The sequence below is a fragment of the Pseudonocardia sp. GCM10023141 genome (assembly GCF_042653605.1).
Map to the genome: position 1 here is coordinate 14,367 of NZ_JBHSIR010000047.1, position 20,144 is coordinate 34,510.

Here is a 20,144-nt window from a genome sequence, read left to right on the forward strand (position 1 = left end):
GCACGGCGGTCGCGAGCCGTCAACGTCCGGTGCGTCACCCGCGTGCCGCACCAATGGGGTGCGGATGCCGGATTTCCTGCGCCGAGCGGTAGGCGGCAAACCCCAGGAGGGTGACCGCCGCGGCGCCGAACACGATGTTGCCGACGAGGTCGACGGTCGGGGAGACCGGGATGACCGTGGTCTCCGGGAACGCGTGCCAGGCGTAGGTCAGCACCGCGCCGCCGGCCAGCGCGAGGGTGTGGAGCCCGCTCCAGGCGCTGCGGCCCGCCCAGGTGACGATCGCGGTGGACGCGGCGGCGGCGAGCACGATGAGCAGCACCACGCCCGCCCACCCGCCGGCGAACTCGAAGACCACGCCCAGCACGAGTGCGAGTACGAGCAGGATCAGCGGCGACGGCACCCAGCCGTCGCGCACCGGCCCGCTGCGGGGCAGTCGGAACGCCGCGACGGCCACCAGCACGGCGACGACGGCCGCGACGATCAGCTGCGGTGCCGGCGAGATCGTCGGATCCATCCGCAGGGTGATCACGGTGTCGGCCACCAGCCCGAACACGAACAGCACGGCGGTGACGGCCAGCCCGACCCGGCCCAGCCACGGCGTCGTGCGGCGATCGGGCACGAGGCTCTCGGCCACCACGATGGGTGCGGTGATGCTGCCGATGGCGTGCAACGTCAGCACGAACACCGTCCACGGTGCGGCGATGCCCAGCGCCGGAATGAACCCCGAGCTGAGCAGGTGCACGCCCGCGTAGTTCGGGTTGAACAGCGACTGCGTGACCAGCCCCTCCTCGACGATGCCGTAGGCCACGCCCAGCACGACGATCGTCGGCATCCCGCGGCCGGTGCGCCGGGCGAACTCGCGGATGAGCAGTGCGCCGCCGCCGTACATCGGGGCGAGGAACAGCAGCGCGAACAGGAACGTGATCGGCAGGTTGCCGAGCAGGAACTCGGCCATCAGCGGCGAGATCAGGAACAGCCCCACAGCCGGGGCGACGCGTCGGATCATGGGATCACTGTCGCGCCGCCGTCCCTGCCGCTCCTATGTCCAACGATCGGATGTGGGGGTGACAGACGTACTAGCGCTTCCTGTTCGTCACCGAACGCAGCAGGCTCGCGGTCCGCCGTTTTGCGGACTTCACGTGGTCGATGCCATTCGGCGCCACCCGCAGCACGGTCCAGATCAGCGCCGGGCGCAGGACCATGGCCGGTTGTAGGGCCGGGATGTGTCGAAGGGCGAGCCTCGCTTGGAACCGCGCGGCAGTCGGGTCCGAGTCGCTCATCGCCTTACGCGTCAATCGCAGTGCCTTGTCGTACCGCTGCTGGCGCAACGTCGTGCGGAGCGCAGCAAGTACCTCGCGATCATCGGTGCGCGTCGCGACCTGGACGAACGCCCGCTCGAGGCTGGCCTCGTACTCGTCCTGATCGGCCGGGATGTGGTCGAGATTGTCAGCATGGAGCCGGTAGCCGCCCAGCTGCTCGGGCAGTACCCGCAGATCACATCCCGAGGCCAGCATCCGCAGACACATCGCCAGGCTGTCGACCTGCGGCGTGTCCCCCGCATAGCCGCCACCGGCGTGCCAGGCCGCCGCCCGGATGGCCGCGGTGGAGTACAGGGCGGCCCGACGAACGACGTCGACCAGTTCCGTCCGGTGCTCGACACCCGGCTCGTCGGTGACTCCGCATCGCTGCCGGAAGCTCGGAGGCCGGTCGGCGGGCCCGAGGAAGGGGAGTGCATCGACGCAGAGAACGTCGATCTCGGGATGGTCGGCGAGCACGGCTGTGACCCGTTCGCAGAAGGTGGGCTTCAGCCTGCCGTCACTGGCCAGGACCGCGTAGTAGGCGCCGCGGGCCAGCTCCGCGGCCGCATCCACCCCACCGGCAAGGCCGAGGTACTCCTGGCGCAACAGCCGGATCCGCGGATCGTCGGCGTACCCCGTGACGATCTGGACGACTTCGTCGGACATCCCGTTGTCCACGATGATCAGTTCCCAGTCGGAGACGGTCTGGGCGACGACAGAGTCGATCATCTCAGCGAGATGGGACTCTGTGTTGTGGGCCGCGGACAGAATGCTCAGTGCGGGGCGAGCCGTCGCCTCTCCCGTCGTTGCCGATCCCGAGCTCACGTGCCGCCCACCACCCGCATCGACGCGTCGAGCGTGCCCTCCTGCTGCCGCCGGTTGAGCACCGCGAGCCGGGTGAAGGTGTTGTCGAACGCGTCCTGCGTCAGGCCGCGGGCCCGGTACTCCCGCGCCAGCTGCTCGGCGCCGTCGGCGATCGTCCAGCCGGCTTCGAAGTTCAGCTCCTTGCGGGCACGGGAGAAGTCGACCCGGTAGGAACGGGGATCGTTGCCCGCCTCGCCCGTGATCTCCAGCCGCGACCCGGGAACGGCGTCGATGACGGCCTCGGCGATCTCGGCGACGGTCCGGTTGTTCTTCTCCGTGCCCACGTTGAACGCCCGCGCGCGGACGACGTCAGCGGGCGCCGCCAGCCCGGCGATCACCGCCCCCGCGATGTCCTCGGCGTGCGCGAGCGGCCGCCACGGGGTGCCGTCGGACAGCACCGTGACGCGGCCGGTGAGGATCGCGCGGCCGACCAGGTTGTTGAGCACGATGTCGGCCCGCAGCCGCGGCGAGAACCCGAACGCCGTGGCGTTGCGCAGGGAGAACGGCACGAAGTCGGCGTCGGCGAGCTCGGCCAGGTCGTCCTCGACGCGCACCTTGGAGATCGCGTACGGCGTGACGGGCTTGAGCGGCGCGTCCTCGTCGACGAGGTCCTCACCCGACTGCGCGCCGTACACCGAGCAGGTGGACGCGTAGGCGAACCGCGTGACACCGGCGTCCTTGGCGAGCCGCGCGAGGCGGGTGGACGCATGGTGGTTGATGTCGTAGGTGATCTCCGGCGCGAGCGAGCCCAGCGGGTCGTTCGACAGCGCCGCCATGTGGACGACGGCGTCGAAGCCGCGCAGCTGCGATGTGGTGACGTCGCGCAGGTCGGTGGTCAGGCCCGGCACGTCCGGATCGTCGAGCTCGCCGAGCACGCACGCGGCGAACAGGCCGCTGTCCAGGCCGGTCACCTCGTGCCCGGCCGCGGTGAGCAGGGGGGCCATGACGGTGCCCAGGTAGCCCTGGTGGCCGGTCAGGAGAACGCGCACGGGTGAGGTCCCTTCGAATGACGGTCGCCTGGTGACTCGGACGGGGCAGGTGGCGCGTTAGCCCGTTCAGGCGCACCTGATCACGACGGCGGATCGAGCCCGGTGAGCGGCGCGACACCCAGCACGAGCTTGGCCACGTGGAAGGCCTCGGCGTAGCGCGCGTGGCACTGCACGCCGCGGATGCGGGCGAGCCCGGCGAACACCTCGGCGTCGAACCAGGTGCGGTCGCGCTGCGAGCCGTAGTGCTCGTGGAGCTTGGCCACCTTCTCGCGCAGCACCGGCTCGGCCAGCGGCAGGAACGTCGAGGGCTGCTTGAGGTCGCCCTCCCACTTGAGGATCTCGTAGCCGAGCGTCAGGTGGTCACGGAAGACGGTGGGCACGAGCTCGGCGAGCGTGCGGTGGTCCTGGTGCGCGTCGTGCGGTGCCGGGGCGAAGATCAGGTCGGGTTCGAAGTGGCCCCGGTGCTCCTCGAGGGCGACCTTCGCGCGTTCCCACCGCGTCGGGACCCGCCCGTCGGGCATGTCGAGAACGGTCAGCTCGAGGTGGGCGCCGGGGCAGAAGGAGGCCAGCGCGGCCTGCTCCTCCTCCTCGCGCAGCGAGCCGCCGCCGGTGAGCACCAGCGCCGACACCGCGACGCCCGGGTGGGCCCGGCACAGCTCGAGCAACGACCCGCCCGCTCCGATCGCGATGTCGTCGCAGTGCGCACCGAGCAGGAGGATCCGGTCGAGCCGTTCGGGTACGAGACTCAGCATGGTGAGCCGACCATCACTCGACCACCTCGAGCGCGGGGATCGGGAAGACCAGCCGCCCACCCCACTCGCGCACGTAGGCGAGCTGCTCGACGAGCTCGTCGCGCAGGTTCCACGGCAGGATCAGCACGTAGTCGGGCTTGTCCACCGCGATCTGCTCGGGTGCCAGCACCGGGATGCGGGTGCCGGGGGTGAACCGGCCGTGCTTGTAGGGGTTGCGGTCCACGGTGTAGGCGAGCAGGTCGGGCCGGATCCCGCAGTAGTTCAGCAGCGTGTTGCCCTTGCCGGGCGCGCCGTAGCCGACGACGCTCTTGCCGGCCCGCCGGGCCTCGATGAGGAAGGCCATGAGGTCGTCGCGCACGCGCGACACGGCCTCGGCGAAGCCGTCATGGCCCGCCGCGGTGTGCAGGCCCGCGGCCTCCTCGGCGGCCAGCACGTCGAGCACCCGCTGCGAGGGCTCGCCGGCGATCTCGGTGGGCCTGGCCCACATCCGGATCGAGCCGCCGTGGGTGTCGAGCAGCTCGACGTCGACGAGCGTCAGCCCGCCCGCCGCGAGCGCCCGCTGCCCGGTGAGCAGCGTGTAGTACTGGAAGTGCTCGTGGTAGATCGTGTCGAACTGGGTGCGCTCCACGAGGGTGAGCAGGTGCTGCACCTCGATCGAGACCCAGCCGTCGTCGGCCACCAGCGCGCGCAGGCCCTGGGTGAAGCCGACGACGTCGGGGATGTGGGCGTAGACGTTGTTGAGGCAGACCAGATCGGCGCCGCCGTGCTGGGCGCGCACCTGGGCGCCGGTCTCCGGGGTGAGGAACGCCGTGAACGTGGGCACCCCCTTCTCCCGGGCGGCGTCACCGACGTTGACCGACGGCTCGATGCCCAGGCAGCGGATCCACCGGGCCACCACGTGCTGCAGCAGGTAGCCGTCGTTGCTCGCGACCTCCACCACGAAGGAGTCCGGGCCGAGCCCGACGCGCTCCACCGCGTCGTCGACGAACTGCTTGGCGTGCGCCACCCAGGACGTGGAGAACGACGAGAAGTAGGCGTACTCGGTGAACGTCTCCTCCGGCGTGATCAGCGGCGGCACCTGGGCGAGCAGGCAGCGCTCGCACACGCGGACGTGCAGCGGGTAGGTGAGCTCGGGACCCTCGGCGGCCTCGGCGGTGAGGAACAGCTCGCACGGGGGCGTGGCGCCCAGGTCGACGAAGCTGCGGAGCTCGGCCGAGCCGCAGAGCCGGCACCTGAGCCCCACCGGCGCGGTGATGTGGTCGCTGCTGCGGACCGCTGAATCGGTCTTCACTCGGACTTGTCCCCATTTCCTGTGCCCCACCGATGGCGCAACGTCTGGTCCTGAACTCGTTCCGGGGCGGCGAAATGTCACCTCCCGGTGCCTGACCAGGCTGCGACCGGGCCGGCCGTGTTTGGATGGCTGCATGGCAGCACCGACGCAGAACGCACACCAGCACTGGATCGCCGGCGAGAACGTCTCCGGCGGCGGCGAGCACATCGACGTGGTCAACCCGGCAACGGGCGAGGTCGTCGCCGGGGTGCCGGCCGGCACCGCCGCCGACGTCGACCGTGCCGTGACCGCGGCCAACGCCGCCTTCGTCGACTGGTCGGCCCGGCCCGTCGCCGAGCGCGCCGCCGTGGTCAAGGCGATCTCCGACGGGCTCGCGGCCCGCAACGCCGACATCGCCGCGGCCGTCACGTCCGAGATGGGCTCGCCGCTGGCGTTCTCCCGCACCGTGCAGGCGGGCCTGCCGGTGATGACGTCGGCGGGGGTCGCCGGGCTCGCCGAGTCGTTCCCGTGGAGCGAGGAGATCGGCAACTCGCTCGTCGTGCGCGAGCCCGTGGGCGTGGTGGGCGCGATCACGCCGTGGAACTACCCCCTGCACCAGATCGTCGCGAAGATCGCGCCCGCGCTGCTGGCCGGCTGCACCGTGGTGCTCAAGCCCAGCGAGATCGCCCCGCTGACGGCCGCGATCCTCGCCGAGATCACGGCGGCCGCCGGGCTGCCCGCCGGCGCGTTCAACATCGTGCACGGCACCGGGCCGGTGGTCGGCGAGGCCATCGCGGCGCACCCGGGCGTCGACATGATCTCCTTCACCGGCTCCACGCGGGCCGGCAAGCGCGTGTCGGTCGTGGCCTCCGACACGATCAAGCGGGTGGCGCTCGAGTTGGGCGGCAAGTCGGCCAACGTCATCCTCGACGACGCCGACCTGGGCAAGGCCGTCAAGGTCGGGCTGGCCAACGCCTGGATCAACGGTGGCCAGACCTGCACCGCGTGGACGCGGATGCTCGTGCCCGCGAGCAAGCACGACGAGATCGTCGAGATGGCCGCCGCCGCCGCTGCCAAGTACCGCGTGGGTGACCCGAACGACGAGACCACGCGGATCGGCCCGATGTCGTCGGCGGCGCAGCAGGAGCGCGTCAACGGCTACATCGAGCGCGGCGCCGCCGACGGTGCCACGGTGGCGTTCAGCGGCGACGTGATCGGCCTCGACCGCGGCGCCTACGTCGCCCCCACGATCTTCTCGGGGGTCACGCCGGACGCCGCGATCGCGCAGGAGGAGATCTTCGGCCCGGTCCTGTCGGTGATCCCGTACGCCGACGAGGAGCAGGCCGTCGCCATCGCCAACTCCACCGTCTACGGCCTCGCCGGCGCCGTGTTCGGCGAGGCGGACCACGCGCTGGCCGTCGCGAAGCGGCTGCGCACCGGCCAGGTCGACGTCAACGGTGGCTCGTTCAACCCGATGGCGCCCTTCGGCGGATACAAGCAGAGCGGTAACGGACGTGAACTCGGCCGCTTCGGTCTCGAGGAGTTCCTCGAGGTCAAGTCGATCCAGCGCTGACCTGCGGAAAAGCCCCTCGCCATGATCCACGGCGGGGGGCTTTCCCGTGCACGGGTTTTCTCATTCGGCCACGGGGGCGCACCCGATCTGCCTAGGTTCCGGCTCCCCAGCGGAGGCAGCAGCGCCCCGCGCCGACCCCCCGCCGCTCGCGGCGGGGCCGAGGTGCCCCGTGTCCCGATCCGACGCTCCCCGTCACCTGCCCCTCCTCGCCGCGGTCGCCGCCGCCGTCGTGCTGGGCGGCGTGCTCCTCGCGGCCAACGGCCTGCGCACCGGCACCGCCGCCACCGTCACCGGCTGCGACAGCAGTTCTCAGGCCCGTTGCCCGGGCGAACTGGGCGTCGACGGCCGCGCGTTCACTCGCAACGGCGCGCCGTTCTTCTGGCTCGCCGACACCGCGTGGAGCCTGTTCGTCAACCTCAACCGCTCGGAGACCGAGCAGTACCTCGACGCGCGGGCGGCGCAGGGCTTCACCGTGGTGCAGGCGGCCGCGGTGTTCCCGCTCGCCGGCGGGCCGGGGCCCAACCAGTACGGCGACGCACCGTTCTCCTCGGGGCTCGCCGAGCCGAGCGTCACCCCCGGCAACCTGAGCGACGACGAGGAGCAGTACGACTACTGGGACCACGTCGACTTCGTGCTGGATCAGGCCGCGCAGCGGGGGATGGTCGTCGCGATCGCGCCGGTGTGGGCGGCCGGGCAGGTCGGGGATCTCCTCACGGCCGGCAACGCGAAGGGCTTCGGCGAGTTCCTCGGCAAGCGCTACGCCGCCGGCGCCAACGTCGTGTGGATGCTGGGTGGCGACGCGCCCGCCGAGGGCGCGCAGGACGTGTGGCGCGGGTTGGCCGCGGGCCTTCGCGACGGCGGCGGGCAGCAGCTCATCGGCTACTACCCGGGCGCCGGGCAGACGTCGGCGGGCATGTTCGGCGCCGACGACCCCACCGACTTCGACCTGCTGCAGGGCGGCCAGTGCCGCAACTACGACGAGCGCGCCACCCTGCTCGCCACCACCTACGACGCCGGTCGACCGTTCGTCGACGCCGGGCCGATCTACGAGGGCCACCCCTACTGCGACGGTGCCGACGGCGTCGCCACCGCACTCGACGTCCGCCGCGAGGCCTACCTGTCGGTGCTCGCGGGCGCGGCGGGGCACACCTACGGCAACAGCACGGTGTGGCCGTTCCGGGCAGGCGACGATCCGGGGGCCGGCTGGTCGGGGGCGCTGCAAGCACCTGGTGCGGGGCAGATGCGCGAGATTGCGGCGCTGCTGGCGTCGCGGCCTGCCGTCGGGCCCGACGGGAGCGATCGCGCGCTGGCGGCCAACCGCTCCACCGTGCTCGCCTACAGCGCCGCGGGCAAGGCCGTCGAGGTCAACCTGGCGGCGCTGTCGGGTCGCACGGTGCAGCCGTGGTGGTTCGACCCGCGCACCGGGGCCGCCACGAAGCTCGACGCGCGGCCGCGCTCGGGCACGTCGTCGTTCACCCCACCCGCGGGGGAGGGCGATTCCCAGGACCAGGTGCTCGTGATCGACGACGCCGCGGCGGGCTACGGGGCGCCCGGCGCCGTGCCGGACAGCAACTCTGGAACGCCGCCGAGCGGGGCCGCGACGTCGGCGCCCACGCACGCGCCCACACCCGTTCCCGCGCCGAGCCCCGCACCGGCCCCCAAGGCCGAAGCAGCGCCGACCCCGGCGCCCCTTCCCGCCCCGAAGCCGGCTCCCGCCCCAGCTCCCGCGCCTGCCCCGAAACCGGCCCCACCTGCCCCGGCCCCGAAACCACCGGCCCCGGCGCCGCCCGCCACCGACGGGGTGTGGGACCGGCTGGCCCAATGCGAGTCCACCGGCAACTGGGCGATCAACACCGGCAACGGCTACTTCGGCGGGCTCCAGTTCGACATGGGCACCTGGCGGGCCTACGGCGGCACGGCCTACGCGCCCTCGGCGCACCAGGCCACCCGGGAGCAGCAGATCGCCGTGGCCACCAAGGTGCGCGACGACCGTGGCGGATACGGCGCGTGGCCTGCATGCGCGGCGCGGCTGGGGCTACCACGGTGATCGGCCGATGCGCGCCGAGGTCAGACTTCCGGCATGTGACGTGTCGGAAGCGGTGCTCGTCGATGGGTGAGCGCGACCCCTCGGGCACGCCGCAGCCGGAGCAGCGTCCGACCCGCGTGCCCGGGTGGACGCTGCTGTGCCGGTTGCGGATGCTTCCGACCCGTCGGGCCTGGCCCCTCCACCGGCGCGACTCCCGCCATGTTCGTCGTTCGAATCCGGTTCGGATAGTCCTGTTCTGGGGCTTTCTCTCCGTAACACCTCCGTCACACGACGAAATCCGCGGGGCCGGAGCGAAGTCAGCGCACCGTCCGGAAGAAGGTGCGGATCTCGTCCACCAGCACCTCCGGCTGCTCCAACGCCGCGAAGTGGCCCCCACGGGGCAGCTCGTTCCAGTGCCGGATGTCGGTGTAGCGCTTCGCCGCCCACCGGCGCGACGGGCGGGGCATCTCCTTCGGGAAGATCGAGCAGCCGGTGGGGACGTCGACCGTGTCGTCAGTGGCGCGCGCGAACCACTCCGAGACCTGCGCGAAGCTCTCCCGGTAGAGCCGTGCCGACGATGCGCCGGTGCCCGTCAGCCAGTAGAGCGTGATGCCGTCGAGGATCTCGTCGCGGGTCAGCACGTTCTCCGGATGGCCGTCGCAATCGGTCCAGGCCCGGTACTTCTTCACGATCCACGCGCACAGCGCGACGGGGGAGTCCACCAGGCCGTAGCCGACCGTCTGGGGCCGGGTCGACATCTGCGCGGCGTAGCCCGATTCCCACCGTTCGGAGTGGCGAAGGTCCTCCAGCGCGGCCTGCTCGCCTGCGGTGAGGTCGTCGAAGGTGTCCGGATCGGGAGCTGCGATCGGCGGGTTGAGGTGGATCCCCGCCAGGTGTGCGGCGTCCTGCTGGCCGAGGCTTGTGGTGATGCTGGTGCCCCAGTCCCCGCCCTGAGCGCCGTAGCGGTCGTAGCCGAGCCCGGCCATCAGGGTGGCCCAGGCGCGGGCGATGCGCTGCACCGTCCAGCCGCTCTCGGCGGGCCGGTCGCTGAAGCCGTAGCCCGGCAGCGAGGGGCACACGAGGTGGAACGCGTCGGCCGCGTCGGCACCGAAGGCCACCGGGTCGGTCAGCGGCCCGATCACCTTGCGGAAGTCCAGCACCGAGCCGGGCCAGCCGTGCGTGAGCAGCAGTGGGAGCGCGTCCGGTTGCGGCGATCGGACGTGCAGGTAGTGGATGCCCAGGCCGTCGATGCTCGTGCGGAACTGCGGCTGGCGGCCCAGCCAGCTCTCCACCCGCCGCCAGTCGTAGCCGTCGGCCCAGTACGCGCAGAGCTCCTGCAAGTAGGCCAGCGGCACGCCGTGGGACCAGTCCGCCACCGTCTCGCGCTCCGGCCACCGGGTGCGGCGCAGGCGTTCCCGCAGGTCGCGAACGTCGGCCTCGGGGATGTCGACGCGGAACGGCGACGTCATGAGTGCTCCTCCTCCATCGCCCATGCGGCGAGCGCGGCGGGCGTGCTGATCAGGTCGAGCCCCACCGCTGCAGCGCCGTGCAGGGCGCCGTCCGCACCGTGCAGGGCGGTCAGCACGGGCGGGGGTTCGTCCTTGCGGAACGTCATCAGGCCGTCGACGTAGGCGGCGTCGAACGCGGCGGGCGCGGCCGCCCGCAACGGCCCCGCAAGCCCACCGAGCGTCACCACCTGCGGATCGTGGGCGTTGACGAGCCCGGCGATCCCGCCGGCCAGCGCCGTGACGACGCCGGTCACCGCCTGCCGCGACGCGGCATCGGTCGCGGCCAGCACCGCACGGGCGTAGCCGCGCGGGTCCGTCGGTGGCGGGGCCCCGAGCCTGCGGGCCAGCGCGCGACCGTCGACCTCGAGGTCCCAGCAGCCGCGGGCCCCGCACGGGCAGCGCAGCGCGGGGTCGCCGAGCGGGAGGTGCCCGAACTCGCCTGCCGCGCCGGTGGCACCGGGCAGCGGCCTGCCGTCGACGATGAGCGCGCCGCCGATCCCGACCTCGACCATGAGGTGCAGCGCCGACCGGGTGGCCGCAGCAGCGCCGGTGCGCGCCTCCGCCACGCCCGCCAGCGTCGCGTCGTTGCCCAGCAGCAGCAGCGCGGCGCCGTCGAGCGCGAGCTCGCCGAGGTCGACCGGGCCCCACCGCAGGCCGGCGGCCTGCACCAGCCCACCGTCGCGGACCGTGCCGGCGGCGGCGACCGAGACGGCACGCACCCGCCCGGGATGCGACCGTGCCACGGCCTCGACGGCACCGCGCAGCGCGGCGATCACCGCTGCCGGTTCGCGGCTCCCGTGGCGGCCCCGCGCCACCGTCGCCAGCCGACCGTCGAGACCGGCGACGGCGCAGCGCCAGTCCCCGTGCCGCAGATCGGCTGCGACGACGAGCGGACCGCTCGCATGGGCGGTGAGCACGGTCGTGGGCCTCCCGCGCCCGCTCACCGGCGCGGGCACCTCGCTGACCAGCCGCGACTCCCGCAGCCGGGCCACCACCTCGGTGGCCGATCCGCTGCCGATCCCGAGCCGTTGCGCTAGCTCGGCGCGGGTGATGCCCGGCTCCCGGCGCAGCAGGTCGATCGCGTCTGCGGCCACGTGCCAGCGCGCCCGGCTGCTTGCCCGCACGGCCCGCTCCTCCCTTATGCTCGCCTGACGAGGATAAAAGGAGGGTAGCCGTGGACCTGCAGGCCGTCGACGCCGTGTTGCTGGACATGGACGGCACGCTGGTGGATTCCGACGCCGCCGTCGAACGCGCCTGGGCCCAGTGGGCACAGGAGTACGACATGGATCTCGACAAGGTGCTGGCGATCGCCCACGGCAGCCCGTCCGACATCACCATCCGGGCGCTGCACCCCGATCTCGACGAGGACGCCGTCGCTGCGGCGAGCGCCCGCCAGCTCGACGTGCAGTACGAGGACCTCTCCGATGTCGTCGCCACCTCGGGCGCGAGCGAGCTGCTGATCACCCTCGATCGGCTCGCGCTGCCCTGGGCCGTGGTCACCAGCGCCGACGTCCGGCTCGCCGCGGCCCGGCTCGGCGCCGCCGGTCTCGGCGCACCCCTGCTGATCACGATCGAGGACGTCGCGGCCGGCAAGCCCGACCCCGAGGGCTACCTGCTGGCCGCCCGCAGGCTGGCCGTCGACCCGCACCGGTGCCTGGTGGTCGAGGACGCCGCGCCGGGGGTGGCGGCCGGACGCGCGGCCGGTGCGTCGGTGGCCGGGCTCAAGGGTGTGGACGCCGACCTGCGGATCTCCGACCTCGGCGAGCTGGCCGCGCTGCTCATCGCCGCCAGGCGGCTGTGAGTGGTGTCGCAGTCCTCAGGTATTCAGCCCGTTCTCAGGAGGGCTCGTTACCCTGGCGGGTGATGAGCGATCCCACGACCGAGGATTCCGCCGTCCGCATCGGGGGCCGCTACCGCCTCGACGTGCGGATCGGCGCTGGAGCCATGGGCGCCGTCTGGCGCGGCACCGACGAACTGCTCAACCGCACGGTCGCGGTGAAGGAGCTGCTCGCGGCGGCGGCACCGCCCACGGCGGCGGGTGTGGACGCGCTGGAGGAATCCCGTCAGCGGCTCCTGCGCGAGGGCCGGATCAGCGCCAAGCTGCAGCACGCCCACGTCATCAGCATGTTCGACGTCGTCGTCCACGACGACCGGCCGTGGCTGGTGATGGAGTACCTCCCATCCAAGTCGCTCGCCCAGCTGGTGGCCGAGAAGGGCCCGCTGGACACCGCGGAGGTCGCCGCGATCGGTCGTGCCGTCGCCGACGGGCTCGCCGCCGCGCACCTGGCCGGGGTCGTGCACCGCGACGTGAAGCCGGGCAACGTCCTGATCGGCGACGACGGCCGCGTCAAGCTCACCGATTTCGGCGTCTCGCGCGCCGTCGACGACGTGCAGCTCACCCGCACCGGCCTGATCGCCGGCACCCCGGCGTTCCTCGCCCCGGAGATCGCGCAGGGCCGCGAGCCCACGGCCGCGTCCGACATCTTCTCCCTCGGTGCCACGCTCTACGCCGCCATCGAGGGCAAGCCGCCGTTCGGGCTCGACGACAACGCCTACGCGCTGCTGCACCGCGTCGCCACCGAGACGCCGCCGGTGCCCGAGCACGCGGGCCCGCTGACCGGCATCATCACGCGGCTGCTCAGCGTCAACCCCGCCGATCGCCCCTCGGCCGCGCAGGCGCGCGACGCGCTCGCGCCGTTCGGGCTGGGATCCTCGGTGCCCGCACCGTCACTGCTGATGGGTGCAGCGCCGGCGATCCTGCCCAGCCCCGGTCCGGCGACGGTGGCCGACACGCCGCCCGTCCCGCCCGACGCCGCGCCGCGCCGCTCCCGCCGCGCGCCGGTGCTCCTCGGGGCGATCGGCGTGCTCGTCGTCGGTGGCGGTGTCACCGCCGCGCTCCTGATGGCCAACAACGGGGGTGCCGCCGGCAGCCCGCAGGCGGCTCCGCCTGCCGCGGTCGCCACCTCGACGGCCCCGGTGGCGCCGCCGGTGCAGCCGACCACTGCTGCGCCGCCCACCACCACGCCGGCCCCCACGACGCCACCGGCGTCCGGGGTCACCGACCCCGTCGCCTTCGTGCAGAGCTACTACGCGCTCCTGCCCGGCAACACCGCGGCGGCGTTCGCCATGCTCAGCCCTGACGCGCAGGGCGCTTCGCGAGGGCAGGCGGGATACGACGACTTCTACGGCGGCATGCAGTCGGTCAGCCTGGAGAACGTGCGCCAGACCGGCGACAACTCCGTCGACGCCACCGTCGTCTTCGTCACGAAGGCCGGTGCCACGTCCCGGGAGCCCTACCACTTCGTCATGAGCACCGTCGACGGTCGCACGATCATGCAGTCGTTCAGCAAGGCCTGACGCCCGGCACGACCTCACCGGCCGGCCCACCCCCGTTGCAGGAAAGCCACTTTCCTGCAACGACGTTGCGGGAAAGTGGCTTTCCTGCCATCCCGCCCGGAGACGGCCTGCCGGCGAGGACCTACCGGGACCCGCATCCCACGGCCCCGCGCGTGGGCCCTCCACCCCTGTCGGAGCCGTCGGTGTGCCGTGGTGGACTGACGCCATGACAGATCCGACAGTGGGCGTCGTGTTCCGGCCGCAATCGCCTCCGGAGGAGCTGCGCGGCGTCGTGCAGTCCGCCGAGGCAGCGGGCATCGACGAGCTTTGGCTGTGGGAGGACTGCTTCCTCGAGGGTGGGTTCACCGCCGCCGCTGCCGCGCTCGCGTGGAGCGGCGAGCTGCGCGTCGGGATCGGACTGCTGCCGGTACCGCTGCGCAACCCCGCGCTCGCCGCGATGGAGATCGCCACGCTGGCCCGCATGTTCCCCGGCCGGTTCCTGCCGGGCATCGGCCACGGTGTGCTCGACTGGATGGCGCAGGTCGGGGCGGGTGTCCCGTCGCCGATGACGTTGCTGCGCGAGTACACGGTCGCGGTGCGCGAGCTGCTGCACGGTGCCACGGTCACCACCGATGGCCGGTTCGTGCGGCTCGCGGGCGTTGCGCTCGACTGGCCGCCCGCCGTGGTGCCGCCGCTGCTCGTCGGCGGCCGGGGGCCCAAGACGCTGCGCCTGGCGGGCGAGCTCGCCGACGGTGTGCTGCTCGACGTCGCGATCTCCCGCGATCAGATCCGGGCCGCGGTCGACGTCGTGGAGGAGGGCGCCGCCGCAGCCGGTCGCACCGAGGCGCCGCGGGTCGTCGTCTACGTGGAGCTCGACCCCGCGGCGGCGGATCCGGCCAAGCAGGTGGCCGCGGACGTCGCCTTCTTCGCCGCGGCCGGGGCCGACACGGTGGTCTTCCAGGGCCCGGACACGGCACCGGCGGCGGAGCCGCTCATCGCGGCCATCGCTGCCCGGTAGGTCAGTCGCCGCGGCCGGTCAGCACCAGCCGGAGCATCGCCCGGGTGATGTCGCGCGGCGCCAGCCCGCCCAGCAGGTTCGGCACCACCAGCGACGTGAACACGGCCCCGTTGTAGAACATCGCCACCATCCGCAGCTCGAGCGCGTTCGGCTCGGTGCTGCGGTGCGCCTCCTGGAGGACGCCGACGGCCGAGCCGAACACCTCGGGCATGATCTCGAGCAGCTCCGGGCGTCGCGTGCTCTCCAACGCGAGCTCGAACAGGGCGATGTACTGGGCGCGGTGGGTGGTGATGGCCTGCTCCACCACCGCCGACATCACCTCGGCCACACCGTCGCGATCGAGCGGCCCGTCGAACTTCGCCCGCTCCTCGGCGATCCAGCCGAGGTGCAGCCCGGCCACCCGCGTCAGCGCCGCCACCAGTAGCGCCTGGCGCGTGCGGAAGTAGTTGGACGTGGTGCCCTTCGGCACGGCTGCTTCCTCGTCGACCGCGCGGTGGGAGAGCCCCGGTGGGCCGAGCCGGGCGATCACGGTCAGCGCCGCGTCGGCCAGCAGCGCGCGGCGTTCCTCGTTGACCGGTGGCATTGCGGTGGCCTCCTCGACGCATGTCGTACAACACTGATAGTGCGACGCTGATAGTAGGACCGGCGCAGTGGTCAGACGGCAGCGCAGGCCGCGTCGAAGAACTCCAGCTCCAGGGTGACGGCGCGGGCGAACACCGCGGCGACCCGCTCCTGCTCCGGGTCGTCGAGCGCAGCCGTCGCGCGGTCGAACTCCGTGCGCAGGAACTGCACCCACGCCGCGAACGCCGGGCCGCGGTGCAGGTCGATCCACTCGAGCGCGATCGCATCGGCCGGGGGCTCGGCGTCGGGCCGGTCGGCCCAGTCGAGGTAGAGCCACTCCGCGACGAGCAGCACCGCGAGGCAGGTGGCGTAGTCGCCGCTGGTGCGGGCGTGGTGCATCAGGTCCAGGAAGCCGCGGGTGGCCGGCACCAGCTCCGGGTCGCTGCGGTCGGGCAGCGGCACGTCGAACGCGTCGAGCACGCGGGCGAAGAAGTCGTTCTCCGGCCCCGCGAGCAGGCCGAGCTGGCGGGCCAGCGCGATCCGCGGCCCAGGTCGGTCGGCCCCGGCGACCGTGGCGCCCAGCATCGCGACGAACGCGTCGAAGAACTGGTTGTCCTGCACGAAGTACGCCTGCAGCGCCGCCGGATCGACGGTGCCCAGCCACAGCTCGGTGACGAACCGGTGACCCACGGCGGCGTCCCAGGTGCTGGCGTTGTGCTCGCGGAGGCGGGCGCTGAAGGACATGGCCGCCGACCCTACGCGAGTGCCGTCAGGCGGTCAGGAAGGCGCCGCGGCGGCGCGGGGTGACGGCGCTGGCGTCATGCGCCGCCGCCAGTTCGACGTCGGCGCCATACCCGTCGGCGATCAGCTCGCGGCCGCTCGACACGGACGCGAGGACGCCGGCGAGCCCGCGGACCTGGGCCGCGGCGAACTGGGCGACCGCCAGATCGGTCTCGGGGGAGCGGTCGGGCAGGCAAGCGGCGATCGCGCCGGCGCCGAGCGCGTCCTCGGCCGCGACCCGCATCGTGTCGTCGGGCCAGCGCTCGCCGGCCGCCACGATGCCGATCGGGCCACCGTCGGACGCCGTGAGCGCGGCGGCCGCCACGGCGGTGGCGTTGCGCAGGCAGCCGGCGAACAGCACGGTGGCGGCGTCCACGCTCGCGCACAGCGTGGCCCCGTTCGGCGAGGGCAGCGCCAGCGTCGTCGCGGGAGCCAGTGCGAGCAGCGACGACGGCCGCAGGTTGGGCCGCCCGCTTCCGCGCTGACCAGCAGGGACGGCGCCGTGCGCGGCAGCCTCCGCGGCGTCGGCGCGCCGCTGCGGCAGCACCGACGCGCCCCGCCCGACGGCGACGTCCACCGCCGTGGTGAAGGACAGCACGTCGATGACGATCACCACGGCGCACTCGGCGGCGAGCAGGGCGACGCCCTCCCGCCCCCACTCCAGCCGCACCCGGTGCTCGCGTTGCCGGTGCTCGATGCGCGTCTCGCTGATCACCAGCCCGACGCTAACGGTGAGCGGAGCACGCCAGCCGTCACCCCCGGTAACCCCCATCCCGTCGAGAACGAACTTGTGATGATCAACAGGGTCTCTTGATCATCGTAAGTTCGTTCTCGACGGGTCGGGGCTCTAGGGTCGTCACCGTGCGTGTCGATGATCCTCGCAGGTTGGGCGAGACCGAGCTCCCCGACGGGCGACGGCTGGGCTGGGCCGAGTGGGGCCCGCCCGACGGCATCCCGGTGGTCCTGATCCCCGGCGCCGCCACCAGCAGGCTGCTCGGGTTCGGCCCCGCCGCCGTCGACGCGCTGGGCGTGCGGCTGGTCTCGGTCGACCGGCCGGGCCTCGGCGTGTCCACCCCCGCCCCCGCGCCGTCGTTCGCCGGATTCGCCGCCGACATGCAGGCCTTCGTCCAGCTCCACGGCCTGGGCCGGCCCGCCATGGTCGGCAACTCCCAGGGCGCACCCTTCGCGCTGGCCTGCGCGATCGCGGGCTGCTGCTCGGTGCTCGCGCTCGTCTCCGCCGCCGACGAGGTGGCCTCGTCCGGCTTCGCCCACGTCCTGCCGCCCCCGCTGCGCGGCCTCGTCGACGGGGTCGTCGCGGACCCCGCGGGTGCCGAGCGGTACTTCGCCGGCTTCTCACCCGACGCCGTGTGGAGCATGGTCGGCGCCGCGAGCCCACCCTCTGACCTCGCCGTCTACACCGCCACCGCTTTCCACGCCGCCTACCTCCGAGCACTCGCCGACGGGTTCCGGCAGGGCCCGGACGGCTACGCCCGCGACACGGTGCTGGCGATGTCGCCGTGGCCGCTGGCACTGGAGTCCATCACCGTGCCCGTCGACGTCTGGTACGGCGCCGAGGACACCAGCCACTCACCCGACCGGGGCGAGACGCTCGCTGCCCGCATCCCCGACGCGCGACGCCACGTCGTGCCCGGCATCGGGGGCGCCGTGCTGTGGACCAACGCCGAGATGATCCTGCGCCACCTGCTCGTCCACACCTACTGATCGGCGGCGGCGATCAGCTGCCGGCCGCGTTCGCGCAGGTGGGAGCGGACGTCCGCGGGCGCGTCGAGCAGGAACGGCGCGCCGACCGCGGCGAGGTCGCCGACCAGCGCGTCGAGGGAGTCCGACGCCAGCGCCACGGTGCACGACCCGGCATCGATGGCCGTGACCCGGGTGCGCAGCAGCCGCGGCACCCCGGCCAGCACGACGTCGGCGGGCGCCGCCACCGTCGCCACCACGCGGTAGCGCGCCGGTGCGGCCATGATCGCCCGTCGCACGAACTCCGCGACGTCGGCATCGGGCAGCTCGCGCGGCGGGAACCGGTGTCGGGTCGGGACGGGGTCGTCGACGCGGTCGACGCGGAACGTCCGCCAGTCGCCGCGCTGGACGTCGAACGCCACGAGGTACCAGAACCCGTGCGACGTCACGAGCCGGTAGGCCTCCACCCGGCGCGACGAGGCCACGCCGTCGCGACGCCGGTAGCCGAAGGCCACCAGCTCGTGGTCGCGGCAGGCACCGGCCAGCACCGCGAGCACGGTGGGATCGACCGCGGCGCCCTCCGCGCGCGGGGTGGCCACCGTGACGTCCCCGACCCCGGCGACGCGGTGCCGCAACCGCGCCGGCAGCACCTGGCCCAGCTTGGCCAGCGCCCGCACCGCAGCCTCCCCGACGTCGGCGCCCGCGCCGTCCGCCGCGGTCCGCAACCCGATCGCGACGGCCACGGCCTCGTCGTCGTCGAGCACGAGCGGCGGCAGATCGCGCCCGGAGGTGAGCCGGTAGCCGCCTGCGGTGCCGGTGGTGCCCGACACGGGGTAGCCGAGCTCCCGGAGCCGGTCGACGTCGCGGCGCACGGTGCGATCGGTGACGCCGAGCCGCTCCGAGAGCTCGGCGCCCGACCACTCCCGCCTGCTCTGCAGCAGCGAGAGCAGGCGGAGCATCCGGGCGGGCATGGTCGTCGTCACACGATCGAGAATGCCACGCCTTGCGGACAGATGGTGTCCGGAAGAGCTTTTACGGTGTGCGTCATGGACATCATTCGACCCGCCGATGCGGGCTTCGAGACCGAGCTGGCCGGCTTCCAGACCGCCCACAGCCACCGTCCCGACGCCGTGGTCCCGGCCACGAGCGTCGATGACGTCCGCGCCGCCGTCACGCTCGCGGGAGAGCGTGGCTGGCCGGTCGCGGTGCGTTCCAGCGGCCACGGATCGGCCGCTGCGGTGGACCGCGGCCTGCTCATCACCACCAAGCGCCTCGACGGCGTGCGGATCGACCCATCGACGCGCACCGCGCGGATCGAGGCCGGCGTGCCGTGGGGCGCCGTGGTCACCGCCGCGGCCGAGCACGGGCTGGCTCCGCTGTCGGGGTCCTCGCCGGGTGTCGGTGCCGCGGGCTACGTGCTCGGTGGCGGCCTGGGCGTGCTCGCCCGACGCTACGGCTACGCCGCCGACCACGTCCGCAGCATCGACGTCGTGACGGCCGACGCCATGGCGCATCACGTCACGGCCGGCAGCGACCCGGATCTGTTCTGGGCCCTGCGCGGCGGCGGCACCGGCTTCGGCGTGGTGACGGCGCTGGAGATCGAGCTGGTGCCCGTCACCACGATCCACGGCGGCGGCCTCTACTTCGACGCGAGCCTCGACGTGCTGCGCGCCTGGGCCGACTGGACCAAGGACCTGCCCGAGGAGCTGACGTCCTCGATCGGGATGCTGCCCTACCCCGACGCCGACTGGGCGCCGGCACCGCTGCGAGGCAAGTACGTGGCGCACGTGCGGATCGCGTTCGACGGACCCACTGCCACCGGCGAGCGGCTCGTCGCGCCGCTGCGGGAGCTGGGTCCGCGCCTGATCGACACCGTGGCGGACATGCCGTTCACCGAGGCCGAGACGATCTTCCGCGACCCACCGGCCCCGCACGCCTACCGCGGCGCGAACGCGATGCTCGGCGAGCTGGACGACGTGCTGCTGCGGGCCGTCGTCGAGCTGGGCGGACCGGACGCACCGCTGCCGAGCGTGATCCAGATCAACCACCTCGGCGGGGCGCTGTCGCGTCCACCCGCCGTCCCGAACGCAGTGGGGCACCGCGACGCGGCCTACCTGATGCGGGTGGTGGGCGGGGCGGAGGACGCCGACGCCGTTGCCGCCGCGCAGGACGCGATCCTCGCGGCCGCGGCCCCGTGGACGCTGGGTCGCAACCCGAACTTCGTGTTCGGCTTCGTCGGCACCCCCGAGCAGGTGCGGTCGAACCACGACCCGGAGGCAGCCGATCGCCTGGCCGCGCTCCGGGCCGAGCGCGACCCGGCCGACCGGTTCAGCGGCTGACCGACGCACGCGAACGGCCCCTCACCCCGGGCGGGGTGAGGGGCCGTTCGCGAGAGAGCCGGTGATCAGCTCTTCGGCATGAGGACCTTGTCGATGACGAAGACGGTGGCGTTGGAGGTGGGGATGTTGCCG

At 73.1% G+C, this 20,144-nt stretch carries 18 protein-coding genes; 7 read left to right on the forward strand and 11 right to left on the reverse strand.

Annotated features, from left to right (window positions below):
• Window positions 1-34: 34 nt before the first annotated feature.
• The 5 genes from ACFPFQ_RS27510 to ACFPFQ_RS27530 all read right to left on the reverse strand — a co-directional run bounded on the left by ACFPFQ_RS27510 (window position 35) and on the right by ACFPFQ_RS27530 (window position 5,194).
• A complete protein-coding gene (locus tag ACFPFQ_RS27510) occupies window positions 35-1,006 on the reverse strand; it encodes a hypothetical protein (RefSeq protein ID WP_379623858.1) in 972 nt (323 codons plus the stop codon).
• A gap of 70 nt (window positions 1,007-1,076) precedes the next feature.
• A complete protein-coding gene (locus tag ACFPFQ_RS27515; RefSeq protein WP_379623860.1) occupies window positions 1,077-2,123 on the reverse strand; it encodes a glycosyltransferase family A protein in 1,047 nt (348 codons plus the stop codon).
• A complete protein-coding gene (locus tag ACFPFQ_RS27520) occupies window positions 2,120-3,151 on the reverse strand; it encodes an NAD-dependent epimerase/dehydratase family protein (RefSeq protein WP_379623862.1) in 1,032 nt (343 codons plus the stop codon). The genes ACFPFQ_RS27515 and ACFPFQ_RS27520 overlap by 4 nt, the downstream gene beginning before the upstream one ends.
• Before the next feature lie 80 nt (window positions 3,152-3,231).
• The gene (locus ACFPFQ_RS27525; protein WP_379623864.1) at window positions 3,232-3,903 is read right to left on the reverse strand and encodes a PIG-L deacetylase family protein; all 672 of its coding nucleotides are present in this window, start codon (window positions 3,901-3,903) and stop codon (window positions 3,232-3,234) included.
• A gap of 13 nt (window positions 3,904-3,916) precedes the next feature.
• Window positions 3,917-5,194, reverse strand: a complete 1,278-nt coding sequence (locus ACFPFQ_RS27530; protein ID WP_379623866.1) for a methyltransferase domain-containing protein — start codon at window positions 5,192-5,194, stop codon at window positions 3,917-3,919.
• Window positions 5,195-5,327: 133 nt separating this feature from the next.
• Between ACFPFQ_RS27530 and ACFPFQ_RS27535 the strand changes: the two genes are divergently transcribed.
• Both ACFPFQ_RS27535 and ACFPFQ_RS27540 read left to right on the forward strand, forming a co-directional pair.
• Entirely contained in the window at window positions 5,328-6,746 is a 1,419-nt protein-coding gene (locus ACFPFQ_RS27535; RefSeq protein WP_379623868.1) for an aldehyde dehydrogenase family protein, read from the forward strand.
• 169 nt (window positions 6,747-6,915) lie between these two features.
• Window positions 6,916-8,793 (forward strand): DUF4038 domain-containing protein, encoded by a 1,878-nt coding sequence (locus ACFPFQ_RS27540; RefSeq protein WP_379623870.1) that lies wholly within the window; start codon window positions 6,916-6,918, stop codon window positions 8,791-8,793.
• 296 nt (window positions 8,794-9,089) lie between these two features.
• Here the strand turns inward: ACFPFQ_RS27540 and ACFPFQ_RS27545 are convergent, their stop codons facing one another.
• Window positions 9,090-10,241 (reverse strand): epoxide hydrolase family protein, encoded by a 1,152-nt coding sequence (locus tag ACFPFQ_RS27545; protein WP_379623872.1) that lies wholly within the window; start codon window positions 10,239-10,241, stop codon window positions 9,090-9,092.
• Window positions 10,238-11,404: an ROK family transcriptional regulator gene (locus tag ACFPFQ_RS27550; RefSeq protein ID WP_379623874.1), complete on the reverse strand. Its 1,167-nt coding sequence runs from the start codon at window positions 11,402-11,404 to the stop codon at window positions 10,238-10,240. Before ACFPFQ_RS27550 ends, ACFPFQ_RS27545 begins: the two co-directional genes overlap by 4 nt.
• A 50-nt stretch (window positions 11,405-11,454) precedes the next feature.
• On the opposite strand from ACFPFQ_RS27550, the gene ACFPFQ_RS27555 reads away from it, so the two are divergent.
• The 3 genes from ACFPFQ_RS27555 to ACFPFQ_RS27565 all read left to right on the forward strand — a co-directional run bounded on the left by ACFPFQ_RS27555 (window position 11,455) and on the right by ACFPFQ_RS27565 (window position 14,634).
• Window positions 11,455-12,081, forward strand: coding sequence for an HAD-IA family hydrolase (locus tag ACFPFQ_RS27555; RefSeq protein ID WP_379623876.1), 627 nt, complete (start codon window positions 11,455-11,457; stop codon window positions 12,079-12,081).
• A 62-nt stretch (window positions 12,082-12,143) separates the two neighbouring features.
• On the forward strand, window positions 12,144-13,637 hold the full coding sequence (locus tag ACFPFQ_RS27560) for a serine/threonine-protein kinase (protein WP_379623878.1): 1,494 nt from the start codon (window positions 12,144-12,146) through the stop codon (window positions 13,635-13,637).
• 205 nt (window positions 13,638-13,842) lie between these two features.
• A complete protein-coding gene (locus ACFPFQ_RS27565) occupies window positions 13,843-14,634 on the forward strand; it encodes an LLM class flavin-dependent oxidoreductase (protein ID WP_379623880.1) in 792 nt (263 codons plus the stop codon).
• Between the two features lies 1 nt (window position 14,635).
• Here ACFPFQ_RS27565 and ACFPFQ_RS27570 read toward each other — a convergent pair whose 3' ends face one another.
• The 3 genes from ACFPFQ_RS27570 to ACFPFQ_RS27580 form a co-directional block, all read right to left on the reverse strand.
• On the reverse strand, window positions 14,636-15,217 hold the full coding sequence (locus ACFPFQ_RS27570) for a TetR/AcrR family transcriptional regulator (RefSeq protein ID WP_379623882.1): 582 nt from the start codon (window positions 15,215-15,217) through the stop codon (window positions 14,636-14,638).
• 71 nt (window positions 15,218-15,288) lie between these two features.
• Window positions 15,289-15,939 carry a TenA family protein gene (locus ACFPFQ_RS27575; RefSeq protein ID WP_379623884.1) on the reverse strand — a complete coding sequence of 217 codons (651 nt, stop codon included), beginning with the start codon at window positions 15,937-15,939 and terminating at the stop codon, window positions 15,289-15,291.
• A 25-nt stretch (window positions 15,940-15,964) separates the two neighbouring features.
• Complete coding sequence (locus tag ACFPFQ_RS27580) at window positions 15,965-16,690, reverse strand: 2-phosphosulfolactate phosphatase (RefSeq protein ID WP_379623886.1); 726 nt, start codon at window positions 16,688-16,690, stop codon at window positions 15,965-15,967.
• A 170-nt stretch (window positions 16,691-16,860) separates the two neighbouring features.
• On the opposite strand from ACFPFQ_RS27580, the gene ACFPFQ_RS27585 reads away from it, so the two are divergent.
• Window positions 16,861-17,697, forward strand: a complete 837-nt coding sequence (locus ACFPFQ_RS27585) for an alpha/beta fold hydrolase (RefSeq protein ID WP_379623888.1) — start codon at window positions 16,861-16,863, stop codon at window positions 17,695-17,697.
• On the opposite strand, the gene ACFPFQ_RS27590 is transcribed toward ACFPFQ_RS27585, so the two are convergent.
• Window positions 17,691-18,644: a helix-turn-helix transcriptional regulator gene (locus ACFPFQ_RS27590; RefSeq protein WP_379623892.1), complete on the reverse strand. Its 954-nt coding sequence runs from the start codon at window positions 18,642-18,644 to the stop codon at window positions 17,691-17,693. The genes ACFPFQ_RS27585 and ACFPFQ_RS27590 overlap by 7 nt on opposite strands.
• A 75-nt stretch (window positions 18,645-18,719) precedes the next feature.
• Here ACFPFQ_RS27590 and ACFPFQ_RS27595 point away from each other — a divergent pair, with 75 nt between their 5' ends.
• A complete protein-coding gene (locus ACFPFQ_RS27595) occupies window positions 18,720-20,012 on the forward strand; it encodes an FAD-binding oxidoreductase (protein WP_379623890.1) in 1,293 nt (430 codons plus the stop codon).
• The last annotated feature ends 132 nt before the right edge of the window (window positions 20,013-20,144 follow it).

Coding starts and splice junctions, on each gene's coding strand:
- ACFPFQ_RS27545 (WP_379623872.1), bottom strand. CDS start 10,241: ATGACGTCGCCGTTCCGCGTCGACATCCCCGAGGCCGACGTTCGCGAC.
- ACFPFQ_RS27565 (WP_379623880.1), top strand. CDS start 13,843: ATGACAGATCCGACAGTGGGCGTCGTGTTCCGGCCGCAATCGCCTCCG.
- ACFPFQ_RS27510 (WP_379623858.1), bottom strand. CDS start 1,006: ATGATCCGACGCGTCGCCCCGGCTGTGGGGCTGTTCCTGATCTCGCCG.
- ACFPFQ_RS27590 (WP_379623892.1), bottom strand. CDS start 18,644: ATGCCCGCCCGGATGCTCCGCCTGCTCTCGCTGCTGCAGAGCAGGCGG.
- ACFPFQ_RS27560 (WP_379623878.1), top strand. CDS start 12,144: ATGAGCGATCCCACGACCGAGGATTCCGCCGTCCGCATCGGGGGCCGC.
- ACFPFQ_RS27570 (WP_379623882.1), bottom strand. CDS start 15,217: ATGCCACCGGTCAACGAGGAACGCCGCGCGCTGCTGGCCGACGCGGCG.
- ACFPFQ_RS27535 (WP_379623868.1), top strand. CDS start 5,328: ATGGCAGCACCGACGCAGAACGCACACCAGCACTGGATCGCCGGCGAG.
- ACFPFQ_RS27525 (WP_379623864.1), bottom strand. CDS start 3,903: ATGCTGAGTCTCGTACCCGAACGGCTCGACCGGATCCTCCTGCTCGGT.
- ACFPFQ_RS27595 (WP_379623890.1), top strand. CDS start 18,720: ATGGACATCATTCGACCCGCCGATGCGGGCTTCGAGACCGAGCTGGCC.
- ACFPFQ_RS27575 (WP_379623884.1), bottom strand. CDS start 15,939: ATGTCCTTCAGCGCCCGCCTCCGCGAGCACAACGCCAGCACCTGGGAC.